Genomic DNA, 16931 nt, shown 5'->3' with positions numbered 1-16931 from the left:
TAATTTCTATAGTGATAGGGTATCATTTGCTTAAAAATAATTATAGACGCCATTTTCTGAAGCGCTTACTATTTTTCATAATGTATTTTAATTGAAAACTAGAAAAATACCGCAGTATTCCAGAAAAAGAATATGCGGTATTTAAAATAGTTTTATATTTTATTTTTTTATATTTATATATTTATCTTTTTTTATTAATATATTTAAATTACTTATACAAAGGAATAACCATCAAAAACTTTCAAGCCTTCCTCATTTAATAGTTCACCTATAACAATTGTCTGATGTGGACTTCTTTCAAAAACTTCTTTGCATGGAATCATGATATTGCTTCCTGCAATTTCTGCTAATTGTTCATGTGAAACACTATATACTAATTTCCCAAGTTTAGACCAAACCATAGCACTTGAACACATAGCACATGGCTCACAACTTGAATATAGTGTGTACTCACTTAAGTCATTTACTTTGTTTTCAGAACAAAATTTACGAATCAATCCAATTTCAGCATGATGTGTAGGATCAGAAACTGAATTAATTTGATTTCCTCCAATCATTACAATTTCATTATCTTTTACTAATACAGCACCAAATGGCTCATTACCTTGTTCTCTTGCCTTTAAAGATATTTCAATTGCCTTTTTAATAAAGTATTCATCGTTTTTTATCATAATAGCCTCCATATATAAAATTTAGATTGCTATTTATATTTTAGTGTATAAAAAACTAACACATAAATATCATTACATAATAGCATAAAATCTCATCATATTTCAATAAATACTTTGTTTTTCTTTAATCATATGATATATCAAGGATACTATAAATTATAAGGCTAAAACCTTATTAGGTTAATAGTGAATAAACTTCTTAAACTTATCAATACTCGTGTTTAAAATTAATTCATTATCAAATCTTACTTCATTTAATAACTTATCTGCTTCTGAAAAGTCACCTACACAGCTTGGATCATGAGCATCAGAGTTAATAATTATATGTACTCCATATCGACTACAAAGATTAAGCATTTTCTTATAATTATCTACACAATTTAGCCGTTGATTTTTTTTTAATAAAGAACTATTATTTACTTCTAGTGCAACGTTATACTTTTTAGCAGCTATAACCAATTTTTCATAATCTAATGGTGTATTGTCATCATCAGGATGTGAAACAAAAAAGACTTTTTCATTCTTCATACAAGAAATTACATTCTCCGTATTTTTAACTACCCCTTCATTTTCATAACATTGCCTATGAATACCAACAATAGCATAATCCAGGAAATCAATATATTTTTGTTCAAGAGAAAGTTGTCCATCGTTTAAAACATTAATTTCACATCCATGAATTATTTCGACTCCATATATTTTTCTTGGTACTACGCTTAGATTCAAATAATAGAAAGGATCACATGTTCCTGGTATTCCTGGAGCATGCTCACTTATTCCTAAAAGTTCAATTCCCTTTTCATTAGCAGCAAATGCCATTTCTCTAATTGTTCCATAGGCATGACCACTAACTAATGTATGTGTATGTATATCTAGTAATAAATTTCTATTCATAATATCTTACCTCTTATTCTCATCTTTTAGCTAAAAGAATTATCCTGCTCATCAGATAACTTTATATTTCTATCATCAGTTCTACATAAATATATTTTTATCACTTAGTAATTTATCTATTTTATATATCTACTATCTCTTTGCCATTTTAATCTAATACTTTTTCAAAAATAGCATTATCATGCCACTTGCCATTTAATAATATATATTTTTCTTGTTTTCCTACAAATTGAAAACCATTTTTTATCAATACAATTTGAGATGCAATATTATTAATTGATGTTCCTGCTTCTATTCTATGAAGCTTATGTTTATTTGTAGCTTCTTTTAAAATTAAATTAACAGCTTTTGTAGCATATCCCTTTCCTTGATGAATCTCGCCTATTCTATATCCTAACTCTGCTTTATTGAAATTCCCTCTTTGTAAATCTACTAAGTTTACTCTTCCGATAATCTCATTAAAATTATTATAAATTAAATACATATATACCGAACCTTTTTCTTGTTCCTGTATCAATTCTTCTATAATACTATTAAAATTTTCAACTTCATAATAGCTATCTCCTCTTGATAAACATGTATTTTCAAAGAATTTTCTATTTGTCACCTCAAATTTTAATAACTCTTCCTTATCTGAAATACTTAATAACTTTATCCATATGTCCATTCTTTTATCTCCTATGCTTTATATAAGTTTATCAATTTTTTATTGTGTATCTTTAATTAATTTACAAATATCATTCTATTCCACCTTTTGTGAGCCATATTATTACTAAAATAACTACACTAGTTATTCTTGTTCCAATAAGATATCCCTCACTTGGTTCTGTATCTTTGTATTTCCACCCTTCTGATATTTTCCATGATAATTTAGGATTTATTATTCCTATTATTAATAAAATACTAGCAATAATTTTTATAAATACCATTATTTATCTCCCCTATTCCATATATACAAATACAACTTAATTAATTTTTATATTGATATTATATTTGTTTTAAAACTTTGATTTTTCATAATTATAAGGAATACTTGTTCCAACAACTACATCTTCAATTTTTTCAATAATTAACCAATCATCCATATTTGATTGATGATCAAACTCTAATGGTTCAATTTTTTCAACATCAGAAAATTCTACTAAACAAAGGCATTTTTTGTGCCATCTTACTTTTTGTTTCTCAGAAAGATTTAATTTAAGTTGATTTTCCTCTAATATATTTTTTATTTCATCCTCAGAAAGCTTAATATGATTTTCAACTTTACTTACAGTAGAAGATGCAGTAATTTTAGAACTTCCCTTTTCCATAAAATAAAGCTTTTCTCCTTCAAAAACACGACTATGGGGTATTTTTCTTCCTGCAGCACCTCTAACAACCATTGTTTTTGTTCCTTCTAATATTTTGTCTAAAACCTTCTCTCCCTTTTTCCCTGCATTGTCGCAATAAACTAAATGTACCATATTAAATACTCCTCTCATTTAATAATTATTAATTATCAATACAAAGTTTACAGTCATTACAATAACTTCCTTATTAAATAAATAACTTTAATTTCAGAAACTATACAGTAGTTTCTTCATAAACTGTGAACTGTACCCTGTGAACTGTGAACTATGCTCTGTGAACTGTAATATTCCCTATTTAATTTATTATATATTATATATTAGTAATTTTACAAATATTTTACATAATACTGTATTTTCCAGAGTAATTCCTATTTTTTAGACTTCAGAGGTGAAAGTAGTGAAAAAGGGGAAAGAATTAAGGAATTGAAAAAAAGCCTATGACTTAGTTGTCATAGGCTTTTTCCATTATTCTTGTTTATCTTTAGTTGTATCTATATTATTTTAGGTCATATCTCCTCTTTCTTAACTTTATTATTCCTACTGATAATAATACTAAAGCTAATACAATTACTTGGGTGCTTGATACTACTGATCCAGTTGCAGGTAAATTATTTTCCTCTTTTCCAGTATTATCATCATTATTATTGTTGTTATTTTCTCCAGCATTTCCATTATCATTGCCTTTGGCTAATTCTAATCCAGCTAAAGCTAATTCTAATTCATCTACTGATTTATTAATTTCATCTTGACTAGCTTCTTCATTACTTAAAACTACTTTAACTTCTTGTAGCTTTTTATTTAATAAATTAACACTCTTTACTGTATATTTAGATGTATCTATTGCTTCAGCCTTATTTATTAATTCTTCAAGTTTAGATTTGTCTGGTATTAATCTTAAATCTAAATAAGCTTTAACTAATTTATTATATGCATCTTTTACTTCTTCTTCCATTGCATTTTCATCGACTATTACTGCATTAGATTTTTCAAGTTCAGCTTTAAGTGTATCCCAAGTTGATATCTTATATTTGCTTTCATCCAAAGCATTTATTATTTTAACTAATTTCTCAAGTTCTGTCTTATCACCTTTTTTAAATTCTAGCATATGAATTGCATCTATTAATCTTTTGGCAGCTTCATCTATTTCAGATTCTGTAGCTTTTTCATTTACTAAAATAGCTTTTGCATTTTTTAATGCCCCTTCAAATTCTTGAACTACTGCTGGAACAACATTTTCAAGAGCTCCATTTGATTTTGCTTCTTCAGCATATTCTATAGACATTCTTAAAATAGTCTTATCAACATCTATTGGAGTTTGAGTACTTTCTTTAAATCTTGCAGTTAGTATTAAATCTCCTTCAACTGTAAATCTGTAAGTCGTATTCTTACTAACTTCATTATCATCTTCATCAAACCAACCTACAAATTCATATCCTTTATCTGCTGTTGCAATTAACGTAGCTTCTTGACCTTCTAAATACTCACCAGATCCTGCAATTGAGCCACCTTCTGTTTTGTTAACTGTAATTGTATATTTGCTTGGTTCAGGTAATATATAGTTTATATTATATATGTTTTTGCTACCGTCTTCTGCACGAACAACTATAACTGATTTATTGTTATAAACTGGTAATACAGTTACTGCTACATTATCTTCTTGTGATGTTTCCACTAATTTAGGTAATTCTTCTACATTAATTGAATACTCATTAATAGCTGGGTTAAAGTTTTCTAAGACTTTTCCATCTATTTTTATTTCTTTTAAAGTATTAGTAGTTTTTAAATTTTCTTTTGGCACATATTCATAAATTTTTACTTCTGAAAGTCCTATACAATTACCTAATTGAGGTTGTTGCATGTATATTCTAATGCTATTTGTATTTATAACATTATCTAAGAAATACGTTGTTTCACCTGCTGAATGAGATACCTCTGTAGTATTTGTATGTGTAGCTATAACATATTCACCATTTTCATTTAAATAGCTAATTTCAACTTTTTTAGGAATTCTTGCACTAGCATTATCTGTAAATAGCCATAAATCTAAACGATCTATATAATACTTATTATTCCAATCAAATTGAACATAAGCCCCCTTTGGTTCTCCATTTTCATTAGCTAAGTTTCTTTCATTCCAATTTGTCCAACGCTCTTGAGTATTTTCGCCACCGTTTGTAATTCCATTAGTAATTGATGCTAAACTATCTGATATAGTTATGCAACTTTGTGATAGCTTAGCCTTATCTGAAGTTTCTTGTATTGATTTATCAGAACCATTTTCATATATCTTAACTTCTGTTAAACCAATACTATCTCCTACTTGTGGTTGTTGCATATATATTCTAATACTATCAGTACTTACAGTTTCATTTAACATAAGTGTATTTGAGCCTTGATTGTATGGAACTAAAGTGGAATTTGTATGTGGAATAACTATATATTCACCACTATTATTTTTATAGCTTACTTCTATTTTTTTAGGTAACTTAACACCTGAGTCTGTGTATATCCACATCTCTAATTTGTTAACATCATATTTCTTATCAAGGTTTAATTGAACATAAGCCCCCTTTGGCTCACCACTACTATTAGTTAAATTTCTTTCATACCAATTTGTCCATCTTTCTTGAGAACTAGTTCCATTATTAGTTACTCCATTTATAATTGAATTTAAATTATCAGATGCTGTTGAGCAGCTTTGTGATAATCCTATTATTCCTGCCATTGCTACATTTTTAGCTGTTTTTAATGCTGGTACTATACGAACACTAGCTTCAACATCATAAACTTTTCCTAAAACTTCTATACTTCCTGGAACTATAACATTAGTGTTTTCCTTTGAAAAATCTAATCCTTCAAAGTTCCAATTAACAATAAAATCTTCGCCTTCAGAGCCATTATCTAAATATGCCTTAGCTGTCTTTGGTAAATTTGGTGTTGTTCCTGCATAAGTAAATGTAGAGTAATTTTCAAAATCCACTACATTACCAACTACATGAACATTTACAACTACAGCTATATCTGTACCTTCTAATTTACCAGTAACTTTAAATATTTGTGGAGTATTTAATTTAGATTCATCATACTCATTCCAATTAATATTTAAAGTTTCAGTTGTACCATCACTATATCTAGCTGAAACTGTAGTTGGTAGCAATGGTTTTTCTTCTAAAGAAACATAGTAGTCTTTAACAATATTATAAGATTCTATATATTTATTATCTCCTACATTATTTACTGTATTAATATTTATGGACTTAGATTCTAAACCTTCTCCTGAAACAGTTAAAGTCATTTCTCCAGCATCTTTAGTTGATTGAACAATTACTAAAGCTTTACCATTAAATGCATTTCTAGTTCCTGACTTATCAGTTTCTGGTTTATATCTATCTGTATCTGCAGCATTACCATTATCTAAGCCAACTATTTTACCATTTCCCTCCAAAGTATAATTTAACCTATTATTAGCTCCATAAGCCATATTTCCTTCTTTATCTACTAAATCAACAGTAATATAAGATAAATCGTATTCATCTGCACTTATAGTTGTTTTGTCAGCGCTTAATTCTACAGTGGATACTTCTCCATATGTGTTAATTAAAGCTCTACCTTCTGTGTTAGTTAATAAATTTCCATTCTTATCATATCCTTTAGCGCTTATTGTACCAGTTTCATATGGAACGCTAAAGCTTGGATATAATGAACCATTTTCAAAAGTATAATATTTATATCCTGCTGCTGTTAAATTTTCAGTTGCTGTTTTAGTTCCAATTAATCTATTATTTAAATATAATTCAACTTTATAAGCATCTGTAAATACATCAACTTGTACATTTCCATTTGTAACTGGAATATCTTCTCTATTCCATGTTGGTAATATGTGTAGAGTATTTACATAATCATTCCATTGGCTTTGATATAAATAATAAACATCTTTTTCAAATCCAGCTGTGTCAACTATACCAAAGTAGCTTGATTTAGGAGCTGGGTTTCCACCTGAAACACTTCCTGTTCCAGTTCCATTCCAAGGTGTAGGCTCTCCAATATAATCAAACCCTGTCCATACAAATTCACCTGCATTATAATCATATTTTATTGTATATTTCCATGCATCACTTGCTGAATGACCCCATCCAACTTTATTAGAGTTATTATCAAACTCTGGTATTTGTAAATCTAAATTACTTTGAGCTGTTCTGTTTATGGATTTATAATATCCTCTACTATGAACTGCACTACTTGTTTCTGAACCATATAATATCCAATTAGTTTTGCTATCCCTCAAACTATTAAATTGGCCTTCATTAGCATAGTTGAATCCAACTATACCACCATTATTTGAAACAACATCTGAAATAGCTACAGCATTGCTATTACCAAGTCCCCCCTTGCTCTTATTATCACCAATAGTAACAGGTCTAGTTGTATCTTCATCTTGAATCCAATCAATTATATTTTGTGCAATTGTAGGATAGTTAGATGAATTTCCACCTATCCCTTCTAAAACCTCATTTCCTATTGACCACATAATAACTGATGGACTATTTATTGAAGTCTTAACCATTGATCTAGCTTCAAATTCACCCCAAGACATTCCTACTTCACCATTAATTATTTTGTTATCTTCTCCTATTGAAGCATTAAAAAACTTAGCGAAATCATTTACATTTCCATTCTTAGAGTTTGTCCATGTATCGAATGCTTCATTTATAACTAAAAGACCTAATCTATCACAAATTTCTAATAACATTTCACTTGCAGGATTATGAGTAACACGAATTGCATTTACACCCATGTCCTTCATTATTTCCATTTGACGCTCAACTGCTCTATAATAAGAAGCTGCTCCTAAAGCCCCTTGGTCATGATGCATACAAACACCTTTAAGCTTCATATTTTCTCCATTTAGCGAGAAACCTGTATCTCTATCAAAATTAAAATATCTAAATCCAAAATTTGTATAGTAAGTATCAACTACTTTATCATTTACTATAACTTCATTTTTTACTTTATACATATTTGGAGAATCAACTGACCATAAATCTGGATTATTTACAACTGCAGTTTGCTCAAAAGTGAAACTTCCATTTGCAGCTATATTTTCAGTTCTTTCTACAGAAGTACTAATATCTTGCCCATCTGAATTTAAAATAGTAGTTTTAAGTTTAATATCACTAGTATTATTTGATTCATTTTCCACAACTGTTTTTACTTCTACATCAACATTTCCACCCTTTTGTGCTTCAATTTCTGGTGTACTAACAGTTGTTCCTAAATGTGAAACGTGAATAGAATCTGTAACTGTTAAAGTAACGTCTCTGTATATACCACTTCCTGAATACCATCTACTAGTTGGCACAGGATTCTTCACTTTAACTGCTATTATATTTTCAGTTTCTCCATCACATATAAGTTCATCAGTAATATCAAAAGCAAAAGCAGTATATCCATAATTATGCTGGCCAAGTAATTTACCATTTACATAAACCTCAGAATTCATATAAATTCCATCAAAGTTTATAGTAAACTCTTTTCCTTGGTATTTTTCTGGAATAACAAAATGCTTACGATACCATCCAGTACCCCCAAGTAGAAATCCACTTTCTGCTTCTCCTTGAACAGTAAAGTCTTCTTCAATACTCCAATCATGTGGTAAGCTTAAAGTTCTCCAAGATGAATCATTGAAATCAATAGCTTCTGCTCCTCTTTCATCTCCCTTGTAAAATTTCCAATCCTGATTAAATAATGTAGATCTTTCTCCATCTTTAATAAAACCCACATAAACTGTTTCTGCATTTTGTACTTGATTCGTATCTGCTTTAACTGTTGCAGGAATTAAACTTGTCATTACCGATGCTCCTACTAAAAAAGCACAAATTCTTTTTTGAAATACTTTCATAAATAATCCTCCTTATTATTAAAATTGAATAGAATTTTATAGATTTAGTTAAGAATTTTGATATATTTTCTTTATAAATGGTAAGGTTCTAGAGAAATACATCTCTAGAACCTTAATTCATATAAAATTTACTATCTTTTTCTTCTTAAAACTACACCTGCGCCAGTCATTAGTAATGCTATTACTGTTAGAGCTGCTGATGAAGTTCCTCCTGTTGAAGGTAATTTGTTATCATCCTTTTTATTATCATCCTTATTTTCAGAATTGTTACTGCTATCATTGTTAACTTGTTTTTCTTCTAAGCTAGCTAAAGCTAATTCTAATCCTTCTGCTGCTTTATTTACTTCTTCTTGAGTAGCTTCTTCATTTTTTAAAACAGCCTTTACATTAGCTACATGTGAATTTAATCTATAAACGCTTGCTCTAGTATATTTAGATAAATCTATAGCTTCTGCTTTATTTATCAAATCTTCAAGCTTAGACTTATTAGGAGTTAATCTTAAATCAAGGTATGCCTTTACTAACTTATTGTAAGCTTCAGCTATTTCCTTTTCTATTGCATTTTCATCTCCTATTACTATATTAGCATTTTTAAGTTCAGCTTGTAGTACTACCCAAGTTGAAGATATATATTTACTTTCATCTAAAGTATTTATTATTTCAACAAGTTTTATAAGCTCTGTTTTATCAACTTCTGTAGGGGTCTGATTTTCTTTAACTAAAGAAGCTATTGCATTTCTTATATTATCTACTGCACTACTTACCATTTCTTTTGTTGCTTCTGAATTATTTAATACTACATTTGCAGTTTCTAAAGCCATATTAAGACCACCTAAAGATTCTTCGGTATACTTTTCACCATTATTCTTAATATCATTAGCTTCGTTAATAATATCAGCTAATTCTTCTATACTAACTAATTCAGTAATTGCACTTGATAAATTTTCTTTTGCATTATTAATCTTATCTTGGTTTGCACTTGCCAAATCATCTAATATAGATTTTGCAGCATCTAAAGCTTCTGTGAATTTAGCAAAACTTCTAGCTGTATAGCTTTCCTTTGCATAATCCTTTGAAGATGCTACTAATGCATCTAAATCAGTTATATTTGGTACATTATAGTTATTAATTGTAACTATTTCATAAATGGTAGGCGCTATTCCCTCCCATTCAATCTTTATTTCGTAAATATTATCATATTTAGCATTTATAAGTTCATTTAAACTCTTGCTTAATGTTCCAATTTGATTCCAAACTTCCTCTCCGCTTTCGTTATATCCTGTTCTAACCATTACCTTAGCATTTGAGATATCATTACCACCTTGAACAATATTAATCTTTTTAACATCTGTATTTCCTGATAATCTGTATGTTAAACTTCCAGATTTTATTTCTCCATTATTAGTATTTGGTTTATATGCTGTAGTTAAATTTCCATCTATAATATTTGATGTTGTAAATCCTTCCACTTCCATTGGATTAGAAGTAAATGTTGGATTATTAACACTTGGAAAGTATTCTCCATCATTTATTAAAATTTCACTTATTCTAACCCATCTACTAATATAATTTGCAGTAAATAAAATTCTTAAATATCTAGCTTCCTTAGGTGTATCTAATTCTCCCTTCATAAATGCATGAGAAATTGGAACTATAGTTGTGCTATCTCCATGAATATATCCTGCATCAACTGGTTTAGAATTAACGTCACTATCATCATTTTCTATACCATCACCAATTGTAATTACATCTGTCCAATCTTCTCCATCTAAAGATACTTGAAATTTAGCATCTCTTAGATAATCCAATTCTGTATCTAATACTGCATAAGTAAGATTCTTTATATTCATAGTTTGACCTAAGTTAAATACTATGCTTTTATCTTTTACAGGGAAAGAACTAAATGATGCTGATGTATTAAAATTTTTATCAAAAATATTTGCAACGCTACCATTAATAGGTACAAATGATGATTGTACTGAAATTGGATAAATTTCATTAGACTTCACTTCAAATTTACTTAAATTAAAAGTAACATCTTTACTTGCTATTAATCTAATATATCTAGCATCTTTTAGGTTTTGCGTATCATCAACGTTAATCCATTCTACTTCATTCATAGATGTTTGTAATGTTAATCCATCCATATTAGATACTTCTAAAGCAATTTCTTTTAAGTCCTTAATACGATCTAGCTTTATACCAATATAATCATTAGCTTTTAATGTTATATTATTTTGTGGGACTAACTTAGTTAATTCCTCACTTTGATATATTGATTTAATTTGAATATCAGTATTTGTATAAATATTCTTAGTTGATTCTAATGAGCCAAACTTTTCTACTTTAAGTTCCGAGAAAATAACCCATTTATTTAATTGTTTTGTATTTGTTATTCTAACATACCTTGCTTCTATACCGTTAAGGTTCTCATCTAAGATATCCTGCCCAGAAGTTTTACCTGTATATTCCTTATAAGTAGACCAATTGCTATTATCTTTTGAGTATTCTAATCTATAATTTGTCCATTTATCTGATGAACCATTTCTACCTAAAACAAATCTAACCTTTCCTACTGGAATTACGGCTCCTAAATCTAGCCCTATATAATCCCCAACAAGAGTTAAGTCTCCAGTATTTGTTTGATACCAAATATCACTGCTATCATTTCCATCTAATAAATTTGCTTGGCTTCCAGAGTAAATTTTCCATGCTGCTGTTCTTATAACTGTAGCATTTATTGATGTTTCTGGTTTAGGTAAATCACTTTTATTAATAGTAATATCTTTAACTCCAAACCATTTATTTGCTCTGTCTTTAGTTGCAATAACTCTAACTCCCATTGCATCTAAGTTTAAATCTTCTATTGTAATTTTATTTGGTGTCGCATATACTTTTCCTGGCTCTAAATCTATCCATTCCTTGCCATCAACTGTATATTGAACCTTTGCCTCTTCCATTGTATCAGCTGAATTCGCAATAGCACCTAATAAGAATTCAACTTCTTTTATTTTTATGACCCTATTATACTTAACACCAATATAAGTTCCTGTTGCTATACTAGAAGGATTCTTATAAACAACTTCTGTTGATGCATTATTATCTAGAATATTACTTAAATTGCCTGCTGGTGTATCTGTTCTATTAGTAATAACTGTTGTTACAATTTTACTTGGATCAACTATGCCTGAAACAATAGGTGATAAATATCCTTCTAAAGCCTTAATAAATGGCACAATATGCTGAACTCCGACTTCTGCATATTCAGTATGATCTACATAATTAAATCCATATGTTTTTGATTTTTCGAAAGCTGTTTGCGCATTTGAATAGTTTGTCCAAACTTCATTATTATTTCCTTCTTCATTTGAAATAACTGCTTTCAAATATGAGATCGCTGCTGTTGTTGTATCTTCAAAGCAATTTAACCAATAAATAATTTGATCTCTAGTTTTTGAGTTACCAGGATTATTTTTATAATAATCTGCTGCATCTTTAATATTTGTAAATTCTTCTATTAAAGCTTGTGCATCTTCTTTTACATTAGCTCCACTTTCATATTTGGTTTTAAAGGCATTTAGCTTAGGAGCTAACTCTAAAGATTCTTCTAATGCTCTAACACGGCTGTCCATGTTTTGGTTAATCATGTGCTTACTTATTTCACGTAAAGCAGTTGATGCTTCATTTTCTATTGCACTGTTATGATCCATATATTTAAAGGAATCATACCAGTTTTCATCAGCTTGAGACTTTGTTTCCCATATATTCCATGAATAATCTGCAACTGCAAATAATGCTGATTTATTTGCTTCTGATTGTTGCATTGGGTTTAACATTATACCTTCTATAAGTGTTGGATCTACTCCTGGATGTAAAAATGTATCATTTCCCCCCATAATTAAGTGCTTCTTTGAGTTATCTGAACATGGCCAGTTAATCCAATAATAAGGTGGTCTTCCTACATTATTTTTAAATGTTTGTGAAAAGCTTTGAGTTACTTCTCCCCATATTCTTCCTCCTGTTTGAACTAATTGAACATTTGATGGTGCTTGTCTTAAATCATTAAATTCAACACCTGATCCATTTCCCATATAGTCATAAGGAACATATGGTAATGTATCCTTCATGTCAGGATATTGCGCTTTTACTTCTGTTTGTAACCAAGTAGTTATGTCATTAACTAATCTAAGCCCTAGTGCTCCACCTGGATTAGAAAAATCATCTGCAAGTATAGCAATTTGTCTAACTCCTTGATCAATAACTTGCTTAAATTTAGCTTTCAAATCTGCTAAATCTTTTTGATATCCAGCTTCATTTTTACCTATTCCTAGGTTGTCTCCACCAGGGAATGGATGAAGTGCATAAACAAATCTAGTTTTAGAAGCATTACCTGCATCTGCTAACTTTTTAACCCATTTAAGTTCTTCCTCAGTATAAAGAGTACGCCATTGAACCCTGTGCTTAGGGTCATCTTTTGGTGCATAGAAGTAAGCATTTAACTTATAATATCCACCATAAGTCATAAGATCTGCCCTATCTTGAACTGACCATGGATTTCCATAATATCCTTCTATAAATCCACGAGTTACAACATTTGCATAATCTTCGACTTTAAAGTTTCTTATAGTATGATTTGAATCTAATTGATTAACTACATGATATAAAGTAGTTAATCCATAAAATGCTGAGTCTGCATCTTTCCCAAGAATAGTTATAATATTATTATCTACTGCTAAAAAATAAGCATCTGTTTTACTGAAAAGATTTTCTGTTGACAAAGTATATTTATCTGCATACACATCAACAACTTCACCAGATCCCTCAATACCTACTAAAATATTAGTCTTTCCCTCTATAATGTCCTTAGATACTGAAACTTCATACCCAATACTGTTAGCTTTTAATATCTCATTTTCAAGGCGAATTTTAGTATAGTCGTCTATACCAGAATCATAAATAATGTTTACACTACTTCCAAAATTAAAATTCCCATCTTGGTATTCTATCTTTTGGGGTGCTGGATAAATTTCATAATCAGTATTTTCTATTGTAGTAACTTCAACTACATTAGAATCATTAGATAGAGTTTCAGCTGATATGCTAATTGAACCTGACAAATTAGATAATAATATAGCTCCTGTAAGTATTGCTGACAAATATCTTTTCGATTTCCTTATCATAATATCCCTCCTTATATGTATACATTTTCATATATACATATATTTTAGTATATAAATTCATTTAATAGTTTAGTAAAATTGGTATAAATTGTAATAATATTGTTTTTTTCTCTAAGTACTATTTCGCAATTTTGGGAACCCCAAAATCGGAATAAGTGAAAGAGCTAAGAAATTAAAAAAGCCTATGACTTAGTTGTCATAAGCTTTTATCTCTTATTTTAATTCAGGCCAATATCCTTTATTTGCTTCTATCATTTCGTCTAAAATTTCTTTTGCTATTTCTGCTGAAGGTATTGTTTTGTTTAAAGCAAAAGCTTGAAGTGCTTTGTTATAAGAATTTTCTATTGCAGCTTCAACAGCTAATTTTTCTGATGCTACTTGTTGCTCTATTAAACCTTTATAAAATAGCGGTATTGGTTGTAGTCTTATTGGTTCTGGTCCTCTTGATGTAAGGTATGCTGGAATCTCTACCATTGCATCGCTTGGAAGATTTGGAATAGCCCCATTATTCTCAACAATTACAATATATCTATCTCTCTTATCATAAGCAATTGACATTGCTACATCTACTATAAAAGTTCCATGAACACCTACATTAAATCCTTCTTCAAATTTTCCTGTTTCTTCAAAATTCTTTATGGAATTAAATAAGTTCTTTTCTCTATTATCCATAACAATATTGGCTCTTGTATAGTCTTTATTTGTCTTTTTAACAACTGCTTTTGGTATTAAATAATATTGAAGATAAGTACTTGGAATGTAATCTGGGAACATACTTAGCATATGTTTGATATTAGTATGACTCTTTATCCAATCAGCATCACTATGTTGAATATCATTGCTTTGTGCTGGAGTAACTAGTCCATGTTCAAGCAAATATCCCTTTAGTTCATCTGTTCTGTCTTCTCCTTTAACATAAACCTTAGTAAACCATCCAAAATGATTTAATCCAAAGTAATCCACTTCTATTTCATTTTCTTCACAACCTAATATTTCGGCCATTCTAAGCATCATTCCAATTGGCATATCACAAATATTTAATATATTTACATTAGGTCTTAGTTTTCTTATAGCTTCAGCAACTATAGCTGCTGGATTAGAATAATTTATAATCCATGCTTTAGGTGAATATTTTAAAGTAAAATCACAAATTTCAATCATAGGATATATTGTTCTAAGTCCATAAGCCATTCCACCAGGTCCACAAGTTTCTTGTCCAACAACATCGTGTTTTAGTGGAATTTTTTCATCTAACTCCCTCATCTTATATTTTCCAACTCTTAATTGAGCAAATACAAAATCTACGTCTTTGAAAGCTTCTTCTGGATCTGTTGTTTCTAGTATTTTAACATTGCTATTGAATTCCTTAGCAACTTCCTTACAAACTAATGCTACTTTTCTTTGTCTTTCATTATCAATATCATAAAGTCTAATTTCTGTTACATTAAATTCATCTTTTTTAAGCATAAGTGCTTTAACTATTCCTGGAGTATAAGTACTTCCTCCACCTGCTAATACAATTTTAAAGTTCTTCATTATTATCATCCTTTCTGCATATAGTTCTTAAGTTCTTTTCCTAATACTTCGTTTAGTTCTACATCTTTTTCTATTGAATATTTGCAAGCATATCCTGCCACTTCTCCCAAACTTCTACATTGATGTTGTATTCTTAAAGATGCTTGTGCTCTAAAGTCACTTGAAATACATCTTCCTGCAACTATTAAATTGCTTATCTCATTTGTTACCATGCACTCATAAGGTATTTCATAATATTCCTTATATTTATAGGTGTATTCTTCATCTACATCATGCTTGTCCTTGTGAATATCAATCCACCAATCTCCTTTTACAATAGCATCATTAGATTTTTTTCTATTTATATAATCCTTAAAGGATAATTCTTTTCTACCCTTTATTCTATAAGATTCCCTTACTCCTAACTGGATTGCAACTTTACTTATATAAGAATTTTCAAATCCTTTAACATAATTTTTCATAAATTTATAGTATCTATCTATCATTTCTCTTCCAACTATATAAGCATTAGATCTTACAAATATATCTGTAGAATTATTGTTTGTTGGAATTCTTGGACAATTAAATGCTATATGACCTGGCTTTGATGGTATTGTAAATCCCTGAAGCCATATATATTCATCTTTGGTTATTACACCATCTTCTAAAGCCTTTTTTAAAACTGGCTCTAACACTTGTTTACGTCCTTGATGAGTAACCATGAAAGTATAATATGGAAGCTTTGATCTACAATAATCATCTCCTAGAGATATCATATAATCATAAAACTTTTCTAAATTTATTCCTCCTAACTCAAATCTAAGAGAAACAGGCTGATTTTTATTATTTTCATCACCAGTATAAACTTCTACTCCTGCAAGTCTTGATAAAAGTGCATCACCACTTGCATCTACAAAACATTTACTTTCAATAGCAATTAGTCCTTCTGAAGTCATTATAATTACATACTTAATCTTTTTGTCTTCAATTAAAACATCACATAATGTTCCATCATAAAGAATTTCCCCACCATACTTTAATAATGTTTTTTCTAAAACCACAGCTAATTTATCTGGATCAAACCATGTTAAAGAAATTGGCTCTTCTGGCCTGTCTTCTTTACTATAATTTTCTAATTCCTTGTACTCTGGAGAATATAATTTGTCTCCATGTTTTTGTAATTCTAAATTTATTTCCTTTTCAATTTCCATTTCATCTACATAAGAGGGCATCATTGGAGTAACAAGTCCTGCAGTTGCAGTTCCTCCTAATATACTGTATTTTTCAATTACAATAGTTTTTAGTGTTTGCTTTGCTGAAGCTATTCCTGCAATAGATCCTGATGTTCCTCCCCCTATAACACAACAGTCATAATCCTTAAGTAACTGAATTTTTCTTTTGTTATATATTATTTCCTTCACTA

At 29.4% G+C, this 16931-nt stretch carries 9 protein-coding genes; all 9 read right to left on the bottom strand.

Annotation, left to right across the window (positions count from 1 at the left end; genetic code table 11):
• Window positions 1-212 precede the first annotated feature (212 nt).
• A complete protein-coding gene (locus ABDZ60_RS05695; RefSeq protein WP_084820752.1) occupies window positions 213-671 on the bottom strand; it encodes a nucleoside deaminase in 459 nt (152 codons plus the stop codon).
• A gap of 180 nt (window positions 672-851) precedes the next feature.
• Complete coding sequence (locus ABDZ60_RS05690; protein ID WP_343776803.1) at window positions 852-1565, bottom strand: phosphatase; 714 nt, start codon at window positions 1563-1565, stop codon at window positions 852-854.
• A gap of 148 nt (window positions 1566-1713) precedes the next feature.
• Window positions 1714-2232 (bottom strand): GNAT family N-acetyltransferase, encoded by a 519-nt coding sequence (locus ABDZ60_RS05685; protein ID WP_343776801.1) that lies wholly within the window; start codon window positions 2230-2232, stop codon window positions 1714-1716.
• Between the two features lie 70 nt (window positions 2233-2302).
• Window positions 2303-2494 (bottom strand): DUF6199 family natural product biosynthesis protein, encoded by a 192-nt coding sequence (locus ABDZ60_RS05680; RefSeq protein ID WP_343776799.1) that lies wholly within the window; start codon window positions 2492-2494, stop codon window positions 2303-2305.
• Window positions 2495-2563: 69 nt separating this feature from the next.
• On the bottom strand, window positions 2564-3028 hold the full coding sequence (locus ABDZ60_RS05675; protein ID WP_343776797.1) for a hypothetical protein: 465 nt from the start codon (window positions 3026-3028) through the stop codon (window positions 2564-2566).
• A gap of 382 nt (window positions 3029-3410) precedes the next feature.
• The gene (locus ABDZ60_RS05670; RefSeq protein WP_343776795.1) at window positions 3411-8813 is read right to left on the bottom strand and encodes a glycoside hydrolase family 2 TIM barrel-domain containing protein; all 5403 of its coding nucleotides are present in this window, start codon (window positions 8811-8813) and stop codon (window positions 3411-3413) included.
• 131 nt (window positions 8814-8944) lie between these two features.
• On the bottom strand, window positions 8945-13993 hold the full coding sequence (locus ABDZ60_RS05665; protein WP_343776793.1) for a beta-N-acetylglucosaminidase domain-containing protein: 5049 nt from the start codon (window positions 13991-13993) through the stop codon (window positions 8945-8947).
• 213 nt (window positions 13994-14206) lie between these two features.
• Window positions 14207-15529: a 6-phospho-alpha-glucosidase gene (locus ABDZ60_RS05660; RefSeq protein ID WP_047002003.1), complete on the bottom strand. Its 1323-nt coding sequence runs from the start codon at window positions 15527-15529 to the stop codon at window positions 14207-14209.
• 5 nt (window positions 15530-15534) lie between these two features.
• Window positions 15535-16929, bottom strand: coding sequence for an FAD-dependent oxidoreductase (locus ABDZ60_RS05655; protein WP_343776790.1), 1395 nt, complete (start codon window positions 16927-16929; stop codon window positions 15535-15537).
• Window positions 16930-16931: the final 2 nt, after the last annotated feature.

This window comes from Clostridium sartagoforme (assembly GCF_039521405.1).
GTDB lineage: Bacteria > Bacillota > Clostridia > Clostridiales > Clostridiaceae > Clostridium > Clostridium sartagoforme.
This window is presented reverse-complemented; position numbering and strand designations above follow the sequence as displayed.